General features: G+C 28.9%; 26 protein-coding genes. 23 read left to right on the top strand and 3 right to left on the bottom strand.

Annotated features, from left to right (window positions below; all coding sequences use genetic code 11):
- The first annotated feature begins 124 nt into the window (after positions 1–124).
- From BFN48_RS07775 to BFN48_RS07735, 9 genes are all read left to right on the top strand, one after another.
- Entirely contained in the window at positions 125–1,309 is a 1,185-nt protein-coding gene (locus BFN48_RS07775; protein ID WP_069650334.1) for a pyridoxal phosphate-dependent aminotransferase, read from the top strand.
- A gap of 41 nt (positions 1,310–1,350) precedes the next feature.
- Positions 1,351–1,833: a tRNA (adenosine(37)-N6)-threonylcarbamoyltransferase complex ATPase subunit type 1 TsaE gene (gene tsaE / locus BFN48_RS07770; protein WP_069650333.1), complete on the top strand. Its 483-nt coding sequence runs from the start codon at positions 1,351–1,353 to the stop codon at positions 1,831–1,833.
- The gene (gene tsaB / locus BFN48_RS07765) at positions 1,833–2,555 is read left to right on the top strand and encodes a tRNA (adenosine(37)-N6)-threonylcarbamoyltransferase complex dimerization subunit type 1 TsaB (protein WP_069650332.1); all 723 of its coding nucleotides are present in this window, start codon (positions 1,833–1,835) and stop codon (positions 2,553–2,555) included. The genes tsaE and tsaB overlap by 1 nt, the downstream gene beginning before the upstream one ends.
- Complete coding sequence (gene rimI / locus BFN48_RS07760) at positions 2,548–2,994, top strand: ribosomal protein S18-alanine N-acetyltransferase (RefSeq protein ID WP_069650331.1); 447 nt, start codon at positions 2,548–2,550, stop codon at positions 2,992–2,994. Before tsaB ends, rimI begins: the two co-directional genes overlap by 8 nt.
- 148 nt (positions 2,995–3,142) lie before the next feature.
- Positions 3,143–4,399 (top strand): efflux RND transporter periplasmic adaptor subunit, encoded by a 1,257-nt coding sequence (locus BFN48_RS07755; protein ID WP_069650330.1) that lies wholly within the window; start codon positions 3,143–3,145, stop codon positions 4,397–4,399.
- Complete coding sequence (locus tag BFN48_RS07750; protein ID WP_069650329.1) at positions 4,396–5,073, top strand: ABC transporter ATP-binding protein; 678 nt, start codon at positions 4,396–4,398, stop codon at positions 5,071–5,073. The genes BFN48_RS07755 and BFN48_RS07750 overlap by 4 nt, the downstream gene beginning before the upstream one ends.
- A 36-nt stretch (positions 5,074–5,109) precedes the next feature.
- Complete coding sequence (locus BFN48_RS07745) at positions 5,110–6,333, top strand: ABC transporter permease (RefSeq protein WP_069650328.1); 1,224 nt, start codon at positions 5,110–5,112, stop codon at positions 6,331–6,333.
- Between the two features lie 97 nt (positions 6,334–6,430).
- Positions 6,431–7,165, top strand: a complete 735-nt coding sequence (locus tag BFN48_RS07740) for a Yip1 family protein (RefSeq protein WP_069650327.1) — start codon at positions 6,431–6,433, stop codon at positions 7,163–7,165.
- Between the two features lie 85 nt (positions 7,166–7,250).
- On the top strand, positions 7,251–7,454 hold the full coding sequence (locus tag BFN48_RS07735; protein ID WP_069650326.1) for a hypothetical protein: 204 nt from the start codon (positions 7,251–7,253) through the stop codon (positions 7,452–7,454).
- Positions 7,455–7,476: 22 nt separating this feature from the next.
- Here the strand turns inward: BFN48_RS07735 and BFN48_RS12455 are convergent, their stop codons facing one another.
- Entirely contained in the window at positions 7,477–7,632 is a 156-nt protein-coding gene (locus tag BFN48_RS12455; RefSeq protein ID WP_176718850.1) for a hypothetical protein, read from the bottom strand.
- A 344-nt stretch (positions 7,633–7,976) separates the two neighbouring features.
- Between BFN48_RS12455 and tsaD the strand changes: the two genes are divergently transcribed.
- Complete coding sequence (gene tsaD / locus BFN48_RS07730; RefSeq protein ID WP_069650423.1) at positions 7,977–9,002, top strand: tRNA (adenosine(37)-N6)-threonylcarbamoyltransferase complex transferase subunit TsaD; 1,026 nt, start codon at positions 7,977–7,979, stop codon at positions 9,000–9,002.
- Positions 9,003–9,310: 308 nt separating this feature from the next.
- On the opposite strand, the gene BFN48_RS07725 is transcribed toward tsaD, so the two are convergent.
- Together BFN48_RS07725 and BFN48_RS07720 are read right to left on the bottom strand one after the other, a co-directional pair.
- Positions 9,311–9,862 carry a biotin transporter BioY gene (locus BFN48_RS07725; protein WP_176718849.1) on the bottom strand — a complete coding sequence of 184 codons (552 nt, stop codon included), beginning with the start codon at positions 9,860–9,862 and terminating at the stop codon, positions 9,311–9,313.
- A gap of 363 nt (positions 9,863–10,225) precedes the next feature.
- Positions 10,226–12,145 carry an ABC-F family ATP-binding cassette domain-containing protein gene (locus BFN48_RS07720; RefSeq protein WP_069650325.1) on the bottom strand — a complete coding sequence of 640 codons (1,920 nt, stop codon included), beginning with the start codon at positions 12,143–12,145 and terminating at the stop codon, positions 10,226–10,228.
- A gap of 517 nt (positions 12,146–12,662) precedes the next feature.
- Here BFN48_RS07720 and BFN48_RS07715 point away from each other — a divergent pair.
- The 13 genes from BFN48_RS07715 to BFN48_RS07685 all read left to right on the top strand — a co-directional run bounded on the left by BFN48_RS07715 (position 12,663) and on the right by BFN48_RS07685 (position 20,187).
- Positions 12,663–13,301: a redox-sensing transcriptional repressor Rex gene (locus tag BFN48_RS07715; RefSeq protein WP_069650324.1), complete on the top strand. Its 639-nt coding sequence runs from the start codon at positions 12,663–12,665 to the stop codon at positions 13,299–13,301.
- Between the two features lie 154 nt (positions 13,302–13,455).
- Positions 13,456–15,474 carry a methyl-accepting chemotaxis protein gene (locus tag BFN48_RS07710; RefSeq protein WP_069650323.1) on the top strand — a complete coding sequence of 673 codons (2,019 nt, stop codon included), beginning with the start codon at positions 13,456–13,458 and terminating at the stop codon, positions 15,472–15,474.
- Between the two features lie 166 nt (positions 15,475–15,640).
- Complete coding sequence (locus BFN48_RS07705; RefSeq protein ID WP_069650322.1) at positions 15,641–16,135, top strand: hypothetical protein; 495 nt, start codon at positions 15,641–15,643, stop codon at positions 16,133–16,135.
- Positions 16,122–16,970, top strand: coding sequence for a sensor histidine kinase (locus tag BFN48_RS07700; RefSeq protein WP_069650321.1), 849 nt, complete (start codon positions 16,122–16,124; stop codon positions 16,968–16,970). Before BFN48_RS07705 ends, BFN48_RS07700 begins: the two co-directional genes overlap by 14 nt.
- Positions 16,963–17,613: an accessory gene regulator ArgB-like protein gene (locus tag BFN48_RS07695; RefSeq protein ID WP_069650320.1), complete on the top strand. Its 651-nt coding sequence runs from the start codon at positions 16,963–16,965 to the stop codon at positions 17,611–17,613. The genes BFN48_RS07700 and BFN48_RS07695 overlap by 8 nt, the downstream gene beginning before the upstream one ends.
- Positions 17,607–17,747: a cyclic lactone autoinducer peptide gene (locus BFN48_RS12155; protein WP_083238857.1), complete on the top strand. Its 141-nt coding sequence runs from the start codon at positions 17,607–17,609 to the stop codon at positions 17,745–17,747. Before BFN48_RS07695 ends, BFN48_RS12155 begins: the two co-directional genes overlap by 7 nt.
- Positions 17,748–17,752: 5 nt before the next feature.
- Positions 17,753–18,469: a LytR/AlgR family response regulator transcription factor gene (locus BFN48_RS07690; RefSeq protein WP_069650319.1), complete on the top strand. Its 717-nt coding sequence runs from the start codon at positions 17,753–17,755 to the stop codon at positions 18,467–18,469.
- Positions 18,470–18,751: 282 nt separating this feature from the next.
- Complete coding sequence (locus tag BFN48_RS12795) at positions 18,752–18,874, top strand: hypothetical protein (protein WP_278287321.1); 123 nt, start codon at positions 18,752–18,754, stop codon at positions 18,872–18,874.
- Between the two features lie 30 nt (positions 18,875–18,904).
- A complete protein-coding gene (locus tag BFN48_RS12230) occupies positions 18,905–19,024 on the top strand; it encodes a Clo7bot family Cys-rich peptide (RefSeq protein WP_141706144.1) in 120 nt (39 codons plus the stop codon).
- A 45-nt stretch (positions 19,025–19,069) separates the two neighbouring features.
- The gene (locus BFN48_RS12150; protein WP_083238856.1) at positions 19,070–19,180 is read left to right on the top strand and encodes a Clo7bot family Cys-rich peptide; all 111 of its coding nucleotides are present in this window, start codon (positions 19,070–19,072) and stop codon (positions 19,178–19,180) included.
- 14 nt (positions 19,181–19,194) lie between these two features.
- Positions 19,195–19,296, top strand: a complete 102-nt coding sequence (locus BFN48_RS12915; protein WP_141706143.1) for a Clo7bot family Cys-rich peptide — start codon at positions 19,195–19,197, stop codon at positions 19,294–19,296.
- Between the two features lie 25 nt (positions 19,297–19,321).
- A complete protein-coding gene (locus BFN48_RS12145; RefSeq protein ID WP_083238855.1) occupies positions 19,322–19,426 on the top strand; it encodes a Clo7bot family Cys-rich peptide in 105 nt (34 codons plus the stop codon).
- Between the two features lie 167 nt (positions 19,427–19,593).
- Positions 19,594–20,187, top strand: a complete 594-nt coding sequence (locus BFN48_RS07685) for a gluzincin family metallopeptidase (protein ID WP_069650318.1) — start codon at positions 19,594–19,596, stop codon at positions 20,185–20,187.
- Positions 20,188–20,200 lie beyond the last annotated feature (13 nt).

The raw sequence follows: 20,200 nt of genomic DNA, 5'->3' as shown, positions 1-20,200 counted from the left end.
TAGCGAATAACGAACTACGGAAATTATATTTAAAATTATCTTTAAAATTAATAGGAATATAATTTCCTATGGATTATAATAAAAATATATGGTGATAAAGAACAATATAAAGGGGAGAGAGTAGATGCTATCTAAAAGATTAAACAATATTACTCCGTCATTTACAATTGGTATAAGTAATAAGGTTCAAAAACTTAGAGAAGAAGGTCTAGACATAATTAATCTAAGTATTGGAGAACCAGATTTTTTTACTCCAGATAAAGCGAAAGAAGAAGCGATTAAGGCTATACATAATAATAAAACAAAATATGACTCCGCTTCAGGTTTAAAGGAACTAAAAAAAGTTATTCAAAACAAACTTTGGACTGAAAATGGAATCAATTATGAAGTTGATGAGATAGTTGTGTCTAGTGGAGCTAAACATTCTATAACTAATTCATTATTAGCTTTGTTAGATGAAGGGGACGAGGTGCTTATACCTAAGCCATATTGGGTAAGTTATCCTGAGATGGTTAAATTGGTAGGAGGAAAACCTGTATTTGTAGAAACAGATAAATCTAACAATTTCAAGGTTACAGTTGAAGAATTGAAAGAGGCTCAAAGTTCAAGGACAAAGGCGATAATAATTTCGAATCCATCAAATCCAGCTGGAAGTATATATAGAGAAAAAGAGTTAATTCCTATAGTTAAGTTTTGTTTAGAGAACAATATATATATAATTTCAGATGAAATATATGAAAAGATACGCTATATTGACGATTATAAAAGTATTGCTGCTATTTCTAAGGAAGCTAAAGATATAACAATAACTATAAATGGACTTTCTAAATCAGCTTCTATGACTGGATGGAGAGTAGGATATTCAGCTTCTAATAAAGAAATAGCCAAAGCTATTTCTACTATACAAGGGCATTTAGTTTCTCATCCTTCAACAATATCACAATGGGCAGCATTCGGAGCACTATCTTATTGTGAAGAAGAAATAAATGAGATGGTTAAGGTTTATAAAAGTCGTAGAGATAGGATAGTTTCAATATTAAATAAAATAAAACCATTATCATTTATTTATCCTGAAGGAGCTTTTTACTTATTTATCGACATTTCGCAATTAAAGCAAAATATGAATTATGATGGGAGTTTTTCTATTCATTTCGCAGACAGATTACTTGAAGAAAGTAAGGTAGCTGTTGTACCTGGCATAGCTTTTGGAATGGATGATTATATAAGGATTTCTTATGCATGTAGTATAGATACGTTAACAGAAGGATTAAATAGAATTGCAGAATTCATACAAAAAATTAGCAGATAGACTTTACAATTATTTGTTACTATGATACATAAGATGAGGGAATGAAAATAAGGAAGGATGAAATTATGGTTAAGATAAAAACAAACAGTCCTGAAGAAACTAATTTTTTTGGATATAAATTAGGAACACTTTTAAAAAGTGGGGATGTTTTGTGTTTAAATGGTGATTTAGGAGCGGGAAAAACAACATTAACACAATCAATAGCTAAAGGACTTGATGTTAAAGATTATGTTACTAGTCCTACTTTTACATTGATTAATGAATATGAGGGAAGATATCCAGTATATCATTTTGATGTATATAGGATAGACGATATAGATGAGATGTATGATTTAGGATTTGAAGAATATATATATTCAGAAGGAGTTACTATCATTGAATGGGCTAGTATAATAGAAGATATACTACCTTTAGAAAGATTAGATATTACTATAAAAAGAGGAAAAGAATTTAACGAAAGAGAAATAATAATAGAAGCTAAAGGGAAACGATATGAAGAAATTGTTAAGGAGTTGATCAAATAGTGAAGATACTTGCGGTAGATACGTCTAGTATTGTTGCAACTTGTGCTATACTTGATGAAGATAAATTGATCGGTGAGTATATATTAAATAATAAAAGAACTCATTCTCAGAAAATAATGCCTATAATAAAAGAAATTTTAGAAAATAGTGAATTAAAACCAGAGGATATAGATATTTTTGCAGTATCAATCGGACCAGGTTCATTTACAGGTTTAAGAATTGGAGTAGCAACTATAAAGAGTTTAGCTCATGTTTTGAATAAGCCAGTTATTGGTATACCTACATTAGATGCTCTAGCATTTAATTTACCTTATTCTGAGGGGATTATTGTACCAATGATAGATGCTAGAAGGGATAGAGTATTTACTGGAATTTACAAATGGGAAAATGGTAGTCTTTGTGTTATACAAAAAGCAGACACAATAGAGTTAGATGAACTTATGGATATTTTAAAAGAAAGAGATGAAAGTATTATTGTTAATGGAGATGGTACATTAGTTTACAGGCAGAGAATACTTGAGGTTTTAGGAGAGAAAGTATTATTTGCACCGAAATCTGCAAATATGGCAAGAGCATCGTCAGTTGCAGAATTAGCACTATCAAGGGCAAAAGAAGGAAAACTAGAAAGCTTTTTTGACTTAGTTCCTGATTATCTTAGAAAGTCCCAAGCTCAGAGGGAGTATGAAGAGAAAATTAAGTGTTGTGGTGAAAAAAATGAGTAAGATCATAATTAGAGATATGACAGAAGAAGATATTGATGAAGTTCTTGATATAGAAAAAAAGTCATTTAAAACGCCATGGTCGAGAGATGCTTTTATAAAAGAAGTTAATCAGAATAAGCTTGCTAAGCTTATAGTAGCTTCTATTGAGGGGAAGGTAGTAGGTTATGGTGGCATTTGGCTTATTGTAGATGAGGGGCATATAACAAATATAGCTGTTCATCCTAATTTTAGAGGACTAGGAATAGGAAATTTATTAGTAGAGGGTCTTATTAAGATTTGCAGAGAAAGAGGAATAAATAGGATGACTTTAGAGGTTAGAAAATCAAATAAGATAGCTCAGTCTTTGTATAAAAAATTTGGCTTTAAAGAGTGCGGTATAAGGCCGGGTTACTATTCTGATACAAAAGAAGATGCAATAATAATGTGGAAAGAGATGTGATTTTATCGCATCTCAAATTTATTTTGTACATATTATTTCATTAAATTCAATGTTTTGGCAGGAAATTGAAGGAGTTTGTAGAATTAGAGTAAAATTAGTATTTAAAATGGGAGTGATAAATATATTTAAATAGACTGGGGGTTTTTATATGGCAAAGAGAAAAAAGATTTTAGCAATTTCTTTATTAGTTATTTTAGGAATAGTAATAATAGGGATAGGAGCATATAAAGCAGCAAAAAAGGAAGATAAAAAAGGAGCTTTTGTAAAAGTAGTTGAAGTATCTAAAGAGGATATATCTTCAACAATAATTTCAGATGGTACTATAAAATCTAAAAATCAGAGAAATGTAGTAACAACACTTCCATATACGATAAAAGAAATATTAGCTAAAGAAGGGGATAGAGTATCTAAAGGCCAAATACTAGCAAAGTTAGATACAGAGGATATTGAATTTAAGATAAGGACTGCAGAAATCAATTTGGAAATAGAAAAACAGGTTTTAAAGGATATGCTTGAAGGTACAGATACTTTTCAACTCGAGAAGAATTTAGAAAATGCAAAATTAAATTATGAAAGTGCTCAAAAGAAATATCAGAATTCTGTTAAATTATATAATGCAGGGGCGATAAGCAAAGCACAATTAGATGCTGATGAGTCAGCACTAACTGTGGCTAAGATTAGTTTCGAATTAGCTCAGAAACAGTTAGAAGATGCAAACAAAACTAAAAATATAGAAAATCAAAGAAAGAGAATTGAGTTACAAGAGTTAAATTTAAATAACCAAAAAGAAGCTCTTAGTAAATGTATAATAAAAAGCCCAATAGATGGAGTTATTGTTTATTCAAGTGCTAAGCTTGGTATACCAGCTAATACAGCTTCACCTTTGTTTGTTATTGATGATGTAAGTGATTTGGAGATTGAAGTAAATATTAGTGAATACGATGTAAATGATATAAAATTAGGGCAAGAAGTTAAAATAACTGGAGAAGCGTTTAAAAATCAGGAATATAAAGGTAAAGTTTCATATATAGCACCTATAGCAACTGAAATGAATACAGGAAGAGGTATTGAAACAAATGTAAAAATAAAGATTGATATATTAAATCCTAATGAAAAGATAAAGCCAGGTTTTTCAGCAGATGTTTCTATTAATACTGCAAATAAAAAAGATGCTTTAGTAGTTCCATATGAAGCTTTATATCATAAGAAAGATGGAAGTATAGTTGTATTTAAAGTAGAAGAAGGTAAAGCAGTAGAAATACCAGTTTTGATAGGTGTTGAAGGGGACTTAAAAGTAGAAATAATTTCTAAAGATTTAAAAGAAGGGGACCAAGTTATACTAAATCCTAGTGAAAAAATAAAGGATGGAATGGATGTTAATATACTGAAAGGTGATAAGAAATGATTAAGTTAGAGGGCTTGACTAAGATCTATAAAATGGGAGATATTTCTGTTACTGCATTAAAGGATGTTAGTTTTAGTATTGAAAAAGAAGAATTTGTGGCTATTATGGGTCCGTCAGGTTCTGGAAAATCGACTTTAATGAATATAATTGGATGTTTAGATAAGCCAACAAAAGGCAAATATGTATTAGATGGAGTAAGCATTCAAGGCTTAAATGATGATGAATTAGCTTCGATAAGAAATAAGAAGATAGGTTTTGTATTTCAAGCATTTAATTTACTACCAAGAACAACTGCACTAAAAAATGTTGAGCTCCCAATGATGTATGCAGGGGTTCCAGCTAAAGAAAGAAGAAAGAGAGCTATAGAATTGTTAGAAAAAGTTGGACTTGGAGATAGAATAGATCACAAACCTAACGAATTGTCTGGAGGACAAAGACAGAGAGTTGCTATAGCTAGAGCTTTGGTTAACAACCCAGCAATAATATTGGCTGATGAGCCGACAGGTAACTTAGATACAAAATCTGGAGAAGAAATTATGGATATTTTTAAAAATCTCAATGAAGAAGGAGTAACCATAATTATTGTAACTCATGAAGCAGATATAGCTCAGAAGGCTAAAAGAGTTGTTACATTCAGGGATGGAGTGGTTGTAGAAGATAGGAAGCTTAAATAAGCTTTTTAATATGAGGATAAGAGAAGAGGTGATAATATGAATTTTTTAGAAAGCGTAAAAGTTGCACTTTCTAGCCTCTGGGCTAATAAAATGCGTTCATTTTTAACAATGCTGGGAATAATAATAGGTATCACATCTGTAATTGCTATTGTGTCTTTAGGTCAAGGCAGTCAAGCGAAAATTGGAAGTGAATTTGAAAAATTTGGTACGAATAGAGTTATTTTTTGGATGAATTGGAGTGCAAATCCAAGGTATAGAGATCGTTTTGATGATGGTGATATTGAAGATATTAAAAGAGTATTTAAAGATGATATAAAGGCGATATCTCCCAATTTTAATATTAATGGTAAGGCAAATAAAGGTAGAGAAACAGCTTCAGTTACACTATATGGAGTAAATGAAGACTACAATAAAATTGAGAGCATAGATATTGTCGATGGAAGATTTTTACTAACATCAGATATAAAAGGAAAAAGAAGTGTTGGAGTAATAGACAAAGAACTTGCAATGAAAATTTTTAAGAGAACTGATGTAATAGGAGAGAAAATTCTTGTAGATACTGGGTACTCGAAAATTTCATTTACAATAGTTGGGATATATGAATCTCAAGCATCTTCATTTGAGAAGTTAGCTGAAAGATTTGGTCAAGAAATACCTACAAATATATATTTGCCTGTAACATATATGAAAAAATTAGGTTATGGTAATAGGTACTGGGCTATTGAAGTAAATATGGCGGATAGCAGCAAAATTGAGAAAGTTTCTAAGGATATAATAAAGCTTGTAGAAAGGCGTCATAGAAATTCAGGTAACGATTATTACAGGAGCCAGAGTGCAAAACAGCAAATGCAGATTATGGATAATGTATTAGGAATTTTATCAAAGGTTGTGGGAGCGATAGCAGCGATATCTTTATTAGTTGGTGGAATTGGTGTAATGAACATAATGCTTGTATCTGTAACAGAGAGGACAAGGGAGATAGGTATAAGAAAGGCTATAGGTGCTAGACGAAAGGATATTCTCATGCAGTTTTTAGTTGAAGCTATGATCATATCAGGTATAGGTGGTTTAATAGGAACGATTTTAGGTTTAATTATTGCAAATGTTATTGCTATTTCAATGGGGTTACCACCAACAGTATCAATAGTTACTGTTTTAATAGCGGTATTGTTTTCTGCTGGTGTTGGAATATTCTTTGGAATATATCCAGCTAATAAGGCTGCAAAACTTGACCCAATAGAAGCATTAAGATACGAATAAGATATTTGAATGAATTTGGTAATAATTTTTTGCTTTTCGCTTTCTAATTTGACGAATAGCGAATGGCGAATGACTATAATTAAAAAGGAGTGGGATTATGACTGAAAATTTAAATCAAAACAATAACGAAATTATAAATGAGGACGTTAATGAAACTAAACCATTTACTTGGTGGGAAAGGTTAAAGTACGTATTTACAAATCCTGTTAAACTATTTGATAATTTAAGAGAGTATCCTAAAGTTTTATTTCCAATATTATTAGTTAGTATTGGAATGATGCTGCTAATATTATTAAGATTAGACAGTTATAGGGAATTTTTAAGTAGTAAGATGATGGAACAGTTAGCAAAACAGGGCACAGAAGTACCAAATTTAGAAGGCTTAGTTAATACACAGGTATATATATCAGTAATTGCGATGGCTGTTACGCCTATAGTTGTTTGGGTATTTAAGAGCTTTTTAACTAATGGGCTTGCATCTGTTTTTGGAGGAGATGGAAAATTTAAAAATGCTTTTTCTGTTATTTCACATGCTTTTATACCTGTATTATTAGGTCAGGTTATTGTAACTATTATTTCTTTAATAATAGGGAAATTTGAGGTACTTATTAATTTTGCAGTACTGTTGCCAGAATCAATGACTGGTGGGTTACTATACAGCATATTATCTCAAATTGATATATTTATAATTTGGTATCAAATATTAGCTATTATAGGTATTTCTCAAGTATATGGAATACCAAGAAAAAAATCTACTTTGGCAGTATTATTGCCTTGGATAACTTGGTTATTAATAATCGGAGGGTTATCAACTTTGAAAGCTCCGATGTAATTATTAAACCGTCACAATCTACAAAATGAATAATAATAATATATATTTGAAATAATAAGTGCAAAAGATAAAAGGAGGGTGACGGATGGCCAGCAGAGAACAATTAAAAATGGTGGCTCAAAACTGTAGTCAATATAGACCAAAAGGAGCTTCTATGATGAGCTCTACAGCAGTAACTGACGATAGGAATAAAAGCTGCGTAAATTGTGAACATTTTACTAGTGACAATAAATGTGATATTAATTTAGTGGATGAGATTTTATCTAATCTAGACTCAAAATTAGATTAAGGGCACCGTATGGTGCCCCAAATTATTTTAAGTTTTTCTCTTCATTTTTTGAAGCTAATGGTCTGTTCTTAGCAATTATTGCTAAAGCCAAATCATCATAGCTAACTTCTTTTAATAGTCCATCAGGCAGAATGTTAGCTTCTGAAATTCTATTATAAATAGATTTTTTCTTTTCCATATCTTACACTCCTAAATAAGATATATATTTAGTATTGGTTTATTGGTTAATATATATGTATGGCTTATAGCTATTCGTCGTTCGTCATTCGACTTTTTATAATTCATAGGAAATTATTTTCCTTATTAAACTGTAGATAAATTTAAATATAATTTCTGTTTACGGATATGGGGAAAATCTACCTAAATTCATTAAAATTGAAGATTTTGTTTAAATTTACAATTGATAATTCACAATAATCATTGACTATAAACTTTAGAAAAACGAATAGCGAATGACGAAAAGCGAACATTAGGTTATAATATACCATATATGAAAAGAAGGAGGGATAAAATTTGGAAAGCATGAAAGATATAATAACTTTAGCTATAGAGACTTCATGTGATGAGACATCTGTTTCTGTTGTAAAGAATGGTAGAGAAGTATTATCTAACATTATTTCTTCTCAAATAGAGATACATAAAAAATTTGGTGGAGTTGTTCCAGAAGTTGCTTCAAGAAAGCATATTGAAAGTATTAATATAATTATTCAAGAAGCTTTAGATGAAGCTAATGTTACATTTGATGATATAGATAATATAGGAGTTACATACGGTCCAGGACTAGTTGGAGCTTTACTAGTTGGGGTATCTACGGCTAAAGCCATAGCCTTTGGGAAGAATATACCTTTAGTAGGAGTAAATCATATTGAAGGACATATATGTGCTAATTTTATAGAAGATAAAGAGCTAAAGCCTCCATTTGTTTGTTTAGTTGTGTCAGGGGGGCATACACACTTAGTTTTAGTTAAAGATTACGGCGAATATGAAGTAATCGGTAAAACGAGAGATGATGCTGCTGGTGAGGCATTTGATAAGGTTGCAAGAGCATTGGGGCTTGGATATCCAGGAGGTCCTATTATAGATAAATTAGCTGCAATAGGGAATAAAAACGCTATTGATTTTCCTAGAGTATATTTAGATGATAGGAGTTTTGATTTTAGCTTTAGTGGATTGAAATCTGCTGTGTTAAATTATTTAAACAACTCTAAACAAAAAGGTATAGAAATAGTAGTAGAAGATGTAGCAGCTAGTTTCCAGCAATCTGTTATAGAGGTTTTGGTAGAAAAGACGATAAAAGCAGCTAAGGATAAAGGAGTTAATGTAGTTGCTTTAGCTGGTGGTGTAGCAGCAAATGAAGGATTAAGAAATCTTATAAGTAAAAGATGTATTGAAGAGGGATTAGAATTAAGATATCCATCAAAAAAATTATGTACAGATAATGCAGCAATGATTGGGTGTGCCGCATATTATGACTATTTAAAAGGGTATAGAGCTGATTTGCGCTTAAATGCAGTACCTAATCTTAAACTTGGAGACAAAAAATATTAAATTATGTAGATATATTTATGTTAACTAAATACAAATATTATTTCGACATTATTACTAATAATTAGACACAGCTTGTCCACAGAACGTACTTTCTATTTCAACAAATAATTGTGGATAATGTGGAAAATAAATATAAATTTGTTACTGACTTAATATATAAATGTGGACAACTATGTGGATAATGTGAATTTTTTGTGGATTATTTGGATAAAATAAAAATTTTAAGCAGCGTAAGGTAAAAAATGTGGACAAGTTGCACTGTAGAATGTTGACATAATTTGCACCTTGTCCACACCTAGCACCTAATCCTATATCAACTTTGCATTTTTTAAAGCTTTTTTAACAGGTTCAGCTATTAAAACAGCAGCAATTAATTTAAGTAAGTCTGCAAAGATAAAAGGTAATACAGTTACACTTAATGAATTAATAAAGCTAACTTTAGCAATTATTGCGTATTGAGTTGCTCCCATTAAGTAAATAATAATTAGTCCTATTATCATAGCTAAAGTATTTACAGCTAAGTTTAGTTTTGGAGAAGTCTTACTGAAAGAATTAACTATTTTTCCTATTACAAAGCTAGCTATAGGAAAAGCAATTAAAAAACCTCCTGTATACCCAACTAATACTTGCAAACCACCAGAAAAGCCAGCAAATACAGGAATGCCAATTGCACCTATAAATAAGTAAACTAATTGGGATAAAGCTCCCATTCTGTCACCTAATATAATCCCTGATAAGAATACAGCTAAAACTTGTAGAGTGACAGGAATAGGTGTAAAAGGTAAGTTAATAAATATTTGAGCACATACTGCAGTTAGTGCAGCAAACATAGCTGAAAAGACTAAGTTTCTCGTTGACATATTAATACCTCCCATTAAAAAAATAATTGTCAACTTAACATTATATTAAGTTGACAATTAAATCATACAATATATAGTTTAATATGTCAATTTAAAATTGAATCTGGATTATCAATAAACTTATACTTGAAAAAATTATGAAAATAAAAGCGAATACTTGAAAGAATTTAGTGAAAAAACTAGGTGAAAATTTAAAGAAAATCCGTGGGCTTAGCATGGACGCTAAGCCAGCTTACAGAGTCAGGACGACTCATTGTAAGCGTTAGGATTTTCAAAAAATTTGAGCCTTAAGTTTTTTCTAAATTTTTTCGTATGAGTGTTATTTTCATAAGAATTTATTTTGTCAACAAATTAAATCTGGGTTTATACATTATTTTCAGTTAATTCCATCCATTCATCATAAAGTTCTTCAAGTTCCTTTTTTAAACTATTAGCTTCCATGCTAATTTCTATACTTTTAGTTGGATCATTAAAGACTTCAGGCTTGCACATATATTCTTCTAGCTCAGATATTTTTTCTTCGTATTGACTAATTCTAGATTCTAAATTTTTAATTTTTTCTCTAAGTTTTTTCTCTTTTTTCTTCTGTTCTTTTAATTTCTTTCTTTCTGCTTTAATTTGAGTTTTAGTTTTATCATTGAAAATTTCTTCTTGAGCTTCATTAGCCTTTTTCTTATCTAAATAATAATCATAATTACCAAGATATTCTTTGATTCCTTCACTACTTAGTTCTAATATTTTATCTGTTACTTTATTTAAGAAATATCTGTCATGAGATATGACAAGTAGTGTTCCTTCATAATCCTTAAGAGCATCTTCTAAAACTTCTTTGGAATCTATGTCGAGGTGATTAGTAGGTTCGTCCATTAGAAGAAAATTTGCTTTAGACAGCATTAATTTTAGTAGGGCTAGGCGACTTTTTTCCCCACCACTCAGAGTGCTAATTTCTTTGAAAATATCATCTCCTTGAAATAAGAATTTTGCAAGGATAGATCTTATTTGATAATGGTCAAAATCAGGGTTTTCATCCCAGATTTCATCTACAATAGTTTTTTCTAAGTTAAGGTTTGATTGTTCCTGATCATAATAACCTATATTTACATGATGGCCTAGAGTTATTTCACCACTTGTTGGATTTATTTCGCTTAAAATAATTTTGAATAATGTTGTTTTTCCGATACCATTAGGACCGATAAGTCCTACTTTTTCTCCTCTGTATATAGAAAAGCTTAAATCTTTAAAAAGCTTGAAATCACCAAAACTCATGGATAAATCTTTTACTTTAATAACTTCATAACCACTTTTAATTTTAGGCTCAAAAACTATTTTAGTTTTTTTTCGATCTTGTATAGGTTTGTCGATTTTTTTCATTTTATCAAGCATTTTTTGTCTGCTTTGTGCTTGTCTTATATACCGTTTACCACCATACGACATAAATCTACTAATAATTTCTTCTTGTCTTTTAATTTCTTTTTGTTGTTCTTCATATTTTTTTTGTAGGAGCTTCCTTTCTTTTTTTCTTTTTTTCATAAAGGTTGAGTAATTTCCATTGTATGATTTAAGTGTAGAATTTTCGATTAGAAATATTCTATTTGCAATAGAGTCTAGAAAATATCTATCGTGAGAAATTATTATTGCAGTTCCTTTATAGTCTTTTATAAACTTTTCAAGCCAGCCTATAGCTTCTATGTCAAGATGGTTTGTTGGCTCGTCTAAAAGTAAGATGTCAGGTTTCTCAAGCAATAATTTTGCTAGAGAAATTCTAGTTTTTTGACCTCCACTTAACTTGTTTACAGGTTTATCAAATTCGTCTTCAGTAAAGCCCAAACCTTTTAAAACTCCTTTTATCTCACTTTTATAACCATATCCATTTTTGTTAGTGAATTCTTCCATCAATTTTGAGTAAAGGTCCATTAAATTTTGCAGTTTTGTTGATGAACCATTTTTACTTTCAACACTTATTTCTTCTTCTAAATTCCTTAATTTTTTTTCCATATCAATGAGTTGTTTAAAGACTTTTAAAGTTTCTTCAAATACTGTACTATTACTTTCGACTTGTGTATTTTGTTCAAGGTATCCTATTTTATGGTCTTTAGCTATATAAATTTCTCCTGAATCTTTACTTAATTTACCAGCTAGTATTTTAAATAGCGTAGATTTACCTGTACCATTCAGACCAACTAAACCTATTTTTTCTCCACTATTTATAGTAAATGATATATTGTTTAAGATTTTATTGGCAACATATGATTTAGATAAATTACTGCATGATAATACAATCATAATGACAACTCCTTTGATTTATGCTAAATTACACTTTGTATATAATTTTAACAGAAAAAGGATATAAGATAAACCATAAAACTGATGCAGTAAACTTAGGGGTTATATTAGTTTTACTGTATAATGTTTTACTTTAAAGTTAATTATTAATATTATAAAATAATAGTAAAGAGGATTGTTTAATTCTGTAGCTATCTAACCAAAATCTTACAAGAATTCGCTTTATTTTTCATAAATTTTAAAAGCAACTGTTTAAATAATATAGTGCAGATGTGAAGAGTTTGACAGAATATTGGCAAAATGGTACAATATGTCTATAATTAACAAAATGTAATGCCAGAAGTTTTATGAAAAATTAAAGTAAATAGAAAAAATGGGTACAATTTAAACAAATTCTATAGTGATAAGCATGGGCGTTCTTGATAAACACCATATTAAAAATATGCTTTTAATAATAATTTTAAATTTTGAATTTTAAATTTTAAATTTTAAATTTCTTAAAGTGAGGGGTAGAAAAATGAAAAAAGGTAATAAAGTGTCAATGGCTGTTATAAGAAGACTACCAAAGTATTATAGATATCTTGGAGAACTAATGGAGAGTGATGTAAAAAGAATTTCATCTCAGCAGTTAAGTCAACTTACAGGATTTACTGCATCACAGATTAGACAGGACTTAAATAACTTTGGTGGCTTTGGCCAACAAGGATATGGTTATAATGTTGAAGATTTACATACTCAATTAGGAAAAATATTGGGTCTTGATAGAGTATATAAGACTGTAATAATAGGAGCTGGTAATTTGGGGCATGCAATAGCTAATTACCGTTCCTTTGAAGAAGAAGGTTTTAAGGTTCAGGCTATATTCGATGCAGATCCTAGAGTCATAGGAACAGAAATAAGAGGTATAAAAGTTAGGGATGTTAAAGAATTAGAGGATTTTGTTAAAGAAAATCAAATAGAGATAGGAATAATTTGTACACCTAAGGTTGTTAGTCAAGAAATAGCAGATAAATTAGTAAATAGCGGTGTGAAAGGAATTTGGAACTTTGCACCTGCTGATTTAAGAGTTCCTGAAGATGTTGTTGTTGAAAATGTTCATTTAAATGAAAGTTTATTTACGTTATCATATATGTTAAAAGAAAAAATGAGTGAATAAGTTACTTAAAGCTTATTAGTACTTTAGTCTTATTTATAGATTTATTAATGGTTTAGGAACATGATGTTCCTTTTTTTATGCAAAAAAAAGAAGGAATATATAATTTTTTGTCGAAACTTGAAATACAAAATATATTCAAAAGGGGGTAAGTTTTATGAAGAACAAGAGAAAAAGAAGATATGGATTGGGTTTTAAAATAACTTTTATGTATATTATAATCATAGCTTTGTTGATGTCTGGATTTGGAATAATGTCTTATTTAAGATCAGTTGAAATATTAGAAAAAGAATTAAAATCTACAACTTTTCAGTTAGTAAAACAAGTAGAATCAACGGTAGATAATTACTTAAACGGAATTGAAGAAAGTTTTATTACAATGAGCCATGATCAAAATGTGCAAAAAGCTATTTCTGATCCTGATAGTATTGATAGAATGATTAAGAGCTTTGAAGGCTATATGAAAGCTCATAAAGATATAAAAAACATTTATTTAGGTACAAAAGATGGAAAAATGTATTTGTATCCCGAGGTAAAGTTAAGTGAAGGATTTGACCCTACTGTAAGACCTTGGTATAAACAGGCTGTAGCAAATAAGAAGTTAACATGGACAGATCCATATATAGATGACAGTACTGGAGAGCTTGTTGTTTCTGCTGCAATACCAATATACAACAAGTCAGGTTTTAATGAATTTGTAGGAGTATTAGCTATAGATATTTCTCTTGATACATTAGCTAATATGGTAAATAATATTCAAGTTGGGAAAAAAGGATACCCAGTTTTAATGGACAAGAATGGAAAAATCATGACTCATAAAAATAGAGAACTGATTGGTAAACCAGTACCTGTTAAAGAAATAGTAGAGGCGATGAATAAGAATAAAGAAGGTGTTGTGGATTATAAGTTTGAGGAAAATGGAAAACTGTATGACAAGTTTGCTGTATACACAACTGTTGATAGATTAGGTTGGAGAATACTTGTAGTTATGTATGTTAACGAAATAAAAGAAAATGTTATGCTCATTTTAAGAAATACATTGTTATTTGGTGGAATTTTCCTATTAGTAGGGATTGTAGCTTCTTACTTATTATCAAAATCTATAACTAAACCAATTAAGTCTTTGGTTGCTGAAATGAGGAAAATAAAGAATGGAGATTTAACTGCAAAATGTAATGTGAAGTCTAAAGATGAGATTGGTGAACTTGCAGAGAATTTCAATATTACTACATTAGAATTGAGTAAATTGATAAGAAATGTTAAGGAAGTAGTAAATGAAGTTACTTCAGCTTCACAGAATTTAGCTGCTACTGCTGAAGAAGTAAGTGCTTCTGCAGAAGAAGTTACAAGTGCTGTAGAAGAAATTGCAAATGGTGCGACAGAGCAGGCTGCAGATACTGAAAAAGGAGTTAAAATAGTAAATGGTTTAGCTGAAAAAATTGTTGAACTAAATACAAGTGCAGATGAAATGTTAAATTCAGCTAAGGAGATAATGGATGTAAATACTTCTAGTATAGATTTGGTCGAAATGCTTAAGGATAAGACAAAGGAGAATGATGAATCAATTAAGAGAATTGAAAGAGCGATTATAGAATTAGATAATAAGACTAAAAATATCGGAGATATCCTAGATACTATAACTTCAATTTCTGAACAGACTAATCTTTTAGCATTAAATGCTTCAATTGAGGCCGCTAGAGCGGGTGAACATGGAAAGGGATTTGCAGTTGTTGCAGATGAGATAAGGAAACTTGCTGAAGATTCTGGCAGTGCAGCAGATAGAATTAAAGAGATTATAACTGAAATTCAAAAAGAGAGTAAGAATACAGTTGAAATAATGAAAGAAGTTAAAGTTAGATCAGAAGAACAGTCTCAAAATGTATTTGAAGTTAATAAAGCGTTTGAGCTTATATCTGAATCTATAGAAAAAATAACAGGAAAAATTGAAACCTTGTATGAATTTGTAAATGGAATAAATAGAGATAAAGACTTAATTGTAGATTCTATAAGCAGTATTTCTGCTGTGGCAGAACAGACAGCAGCTTCATCAGAGCAGGTAAGTGCATCAATGCAGCAGCAAGCTTCAGCTATAGAGGAAGTTGCTAAAGCAGCAGATAAGTTAAGTGGATTGGCAATGAGCTTAGAAGAAGAAATGGATAGATTTAAGGTAGAGTAAGAGGTTAAAGTCAATCTCGGAATGAGATTGGCTTTAATCTTTTTTGTATAATAAAAATATTTTTTGAATTATATATTTCGACATATTTTGCAATTGGCTTTTTATATAATAAAATTATCAGAAAAATACAAAAAATCAAACGATTGTTTTATGGGGTGAGGTTAAAATGTTTTCAATACCTTGGTATGTTGTTTTTTTTCAGAGTATACCTGAATTATTCTTTGTTATAAAATTAGGGTTTAAACTTTGCAACATAGAAATAAATAATAAAAATATTTTAATAATATCTATTATATCAGCTATTTTTGCTTATTTTATTAGAAAAGTTGTTAAAGTATTTGGATTGCATACATTATTAATTATTATTTTTACAGTTATTATTGTAGTTTTGATTGAAAGGATTAAGTTCGTTTATTCTTTAGTTGGTGTTTTATTGGGGGCATTAATATCAGGATTTTTACAAAATACAATATCTCTTTTTCTTCTTTCTGTAACTGGAAGAAATATATCGAATGTAGCAGAAAAGCCTATTTTAGCAATTATATATTTTTTACCATGTTTAGTTATAATGTTTTTATTTTATATATTTATAAAGAAAAAGTCTATTTATCTTATAGATTTAAAGTCTATGGCAAGGGTTGATAGCTTTGAACATAGATAAAAATATTTTAGCTATTCTATTAATTCTTGCACAATGCTTATTTATTTTTATTAATCAATTTATTTATGCTATTGAGACTTTAGGTAAAATAAAGAGTGTTTTGTTATTTGTAGATTTAATAATTTTGACTTTGACAGTTTCAGTATTATATGTAATAAGAGGACTTGGAGATGAAATAAGAAAAAAAACGGAAATAAATTTTCTTAAGTTACATTTAGACCAAGTAGAAAAATTGATATTAACTTTGCAAATGCAGCAACATGAGCATACAAGACATATTCAAACACTGCAAGCCATGCTTTATTTAGATGAGATAAGTAGTGCTAAACAATATATAGATGGTATATCTGAAAAATATAAAAATGATAGAAATGATATTATTGTTATTAAAAACAATCCTGCTTTAACAGCATTGTTAAATAGCAAAATTAAAGTTGCAGAGTCTAAAAGAATAAACTTTGATTTTGCTATAAAATGCGACTTAAGGAAATTGGAAATCTCTTCTTGGGATTTATGTAGTATATTAGGGAATCTTATTGATAATGCATTTGAGGCAGTTCTTGAAGAAGAAAAGAATAGAAAAGTTGGTTTAGAAATAAAATTTGATAATAATGAGCATGTAATATATGTATATAATAATGGGCCTAAAATTATTGAAAAAGAAAAAATATTTACTGCGGGTTATTCGACTAAAAAATCTATAGGACGTGGTTTTGGATTGTATATTGTAAGTAATATAGTAAAAAAGTATAATGGTTGGATTGAAGTAATATCAGATAAAAGGACAGTTTTTATAGTACATTTACCTTTTAAAAGTGGTGATAAGGTTGATTAAGAGATTTTCTATAAAAATAGCAAGTTTTTTAAAGAATCAATCAGAGTCTGAAAAAACTGATATAGAAATTTTAGCATATGGAATGGAAATTGCAGTTAGAACAATTATAAAGATTTTTATGACTGTAATATTATCATTAATGCTGCAAATTTTTGATACTACTTTTATATGCATTTTAAATTTTGTTACCTTTAGGATTATTGGAGGGGGTGCACATTTAGATACATATCTTGGGTGTTTGTCATTAAGTATTATTATTTTTCTTATGATTGGAAAATTGTCAAAGATAAATATTTCAAGTGATATATTAATGATTTTATTATTATTGGTAATTTTATTTGGATTATATGTGACTATTAAGTATGTACCAGCAGATACAGAAAAAAGAAGAATTACCAATAGTAAAAAAATAATAAAAGCGAAAAGAAATACATTACTAGTATTGGTAGTATGGATGATAGGTGTTATGATGTTAATAAAAAAATTATATATTTCTTTTGCAACTGCAAGTATTTTAGGTGTATTAGTCAGCTTTTTATTTATGACAACATTAGGATATGCAATTATTGACACATTAAACAGCTTTTTTGAATGGTTTAAAACATTAAGTTTTTTAAAAGAAAGGAGGAGAAAAGGATGTTAAGAAAAGCAAATAAATTGATGATATCTAGTTTTATAGTTTTTCTAACTTTTATTGCTACAGTAAGTGCTAGTGTAAATAGTTTATGGTTTTTCTATGAGCCAGACATTCCTAAAAATTTAAAAAGTAAGGAATGATTTGAATGGTTGATGTTTTGATTTTAGAAGATGAAAGTTATACCTTAAGATTTATTAAAAAATTGGTACAAGAGAATCCATTAGTATATAGAGTTTTTGAAGCTCAAAACAGTGAAGAAGCTCTTAATTATATTAGAAAATTTAGCCCCAGTATTGCTTTGCTAGATATTGAACTTAGTTCGAACGAAGAACTAAATGGAGTAGAGATTGCAAAAATAATAAAAAATATTAAACCAGATATAAATTTTATTTTTATCACTGGATATTCAAAATATGCGATTGATTCTTTTAGTGTGCATCCATATGATTATATTCTCAAACCAGTTAATGTTGTAAAATTTATGAAAGTATTAAACAGCTTAATAAATCAAATAGTGAAAAATAATAAAACTGATAAAATAGTAGTAAAAAATAAAAAAGAAATATTTTTTATTCCATTAGACACTGTTTTATTTATAGAAAAACAAAATAAAGATACAATAATTCATGTGAGAGATAAGGAATATTTGTCAAAACAGACGTTGAATGAACTAGAAAACAAGTTACCAAAGAATTTTTTAAGAGTCCATAAATCCTATATAGTAAATAAGGATAAAATCACAAGAATAACAAATATAGGCAACAGATCTTTTGAAATTAGATTTTCTAATACAAGTAAAATTGCTTTAATGAGCAGATATAAGTTTGAAGAATTAAAAGAAAAGATTATCCCTGAAGTTTAAAGGGATAATCTTTTCTTATTTATATTCATAAGCCAAAAGAACTTCTAGAATATGTAATATTTTATTTTTATATCAAATTTATGTATGATATGCCATGTGAAGAGTACCAATTCTTTTAAAAAATTTACTTTTCAGGTTTTTAAAAAGGTTATTTATTCATTATATTTGGCTATTTAAGAAAATGGATAGGGAGAGTTATTATATTTGGAGAATAGAGAACATAGTATAAAATGTACAAACTATAAATTTGAATAATTTAAAAAAGAGAGGAGCGATAAGTTAATGGATTACATAGTTTTTCCTACATCTTATTTCACAAATGGATATTGTATAATATGTGATCAATGCGATAATTGTATAGGTACTTATTGTTCTTATAATTGCGGATGTGATATTTTAGTTTAATTTCAGAATAAAGAAAAGAGGTGAATTAAGATGAAATATATAGTAAAACCTTTGAAATCTGAAGTTTTAGGATATTGTTTTGCATGTAAAACAGTATGCGATATTCATTGTGGTAATGACTGCATAGAACATTGCATTAACAATGCATAAGTTAATTGCAATTAAATTATAGTTAAAAAGAAAGGAGGTGAAAGTATGAAATATATAGTAAAACCATCTACTAATTATAAAGAAGGATATTGTTATGTGTGCACTGAACAATGCCAAAATGATTGCACAACTCAATGCATTGATAAAACAAGCTAAAGGGGGAAGTTTTAGTGAAGTTTATAATTAAACCTAATACTTTATTTCATCATGGCTATTGTTATTGTAACAAGTGCGATTATAAATGCTATGACCAATGTACTATACACGCTTAAAGTTGCTTAGAAAGGAGGTGAAAGTATGAAATATATCGTAAAACCAGCTACTGATTATAAAGAAGGATATTGTTATGTATGTGGAACACAGTGTCAAAATAAGTGTGGAGAACAAACTATAAATACGTAAAGAAAGTACTTATTTAATGGGTTGCTAGTAGCGATATATTTTATAAGATAATCTATAAAATAAATTTTGTATAATATAGATAATTTAATTTTCTAATATATCGCTACTATGCACCTTCCCCCTTTACAATTAAATTATAGCAAAATTAAACAAAAATGGAAATAGTTATGAAAAAATTAAAATTGAGTATGAAAGATTTAAGTTCATTACCTTTATTATATAAAGAAAAAAAATATTTAATTAGAATATCCCAGTTAAGGCAATTATTTTGTTATGATAAGAGGATTAATATTTTAGTATTTGATAGCTTGTATCAATTAGCTAATTATGTAGGGAGTGAGCTTCCTAAGTGGGTTATTGGTACTAATTTCAAAAATAATGTCCTGATCTTAGATTACAATATTTGGAAAAATCGTCATACTGAGTCATTTTCACAAATAGTAATTCATGAAATGGTTCATATTATAATTAATGAAATTACTAGATATAGATGTCCTTTATGGTTAAACGAAGGGTTAGCAATGTTCTTTGCTAACCAAATCAATAATGAATCTATTATTCAGAAGAAAAATTTAGCTAGCATATCGTTATTAGATTTAAGTTATAATGATCCGAATTTCTACCAAATTTCGGCGTATATTGTTTTACTGCTTATTAAGAGACATGGTTTGGAAAAAATTATTTCTAAAATTAATTATAAAACTAATTTTTTACAAGATGAAATTATAGGTGTAGATTGTGTAAAACAAATAGCTAAATAGCTATTATTTAATA

It is taken from the genome of Caloranaerobacter ferrireducens (genome assembly GCF_001730685.1).
Classification (GTDB): Bacteria; Bacillota; Clostridia; order Tissierellales; family Thermohalobacteraceae; genus Caloranaerobacter; species Caloranaerobacter ferrireducens.
The sequence above is the reverse complement of the archived record's forward strand: the minus strand, read 5'-3'. Positions and strand labels throughout refer to the sequence as shown.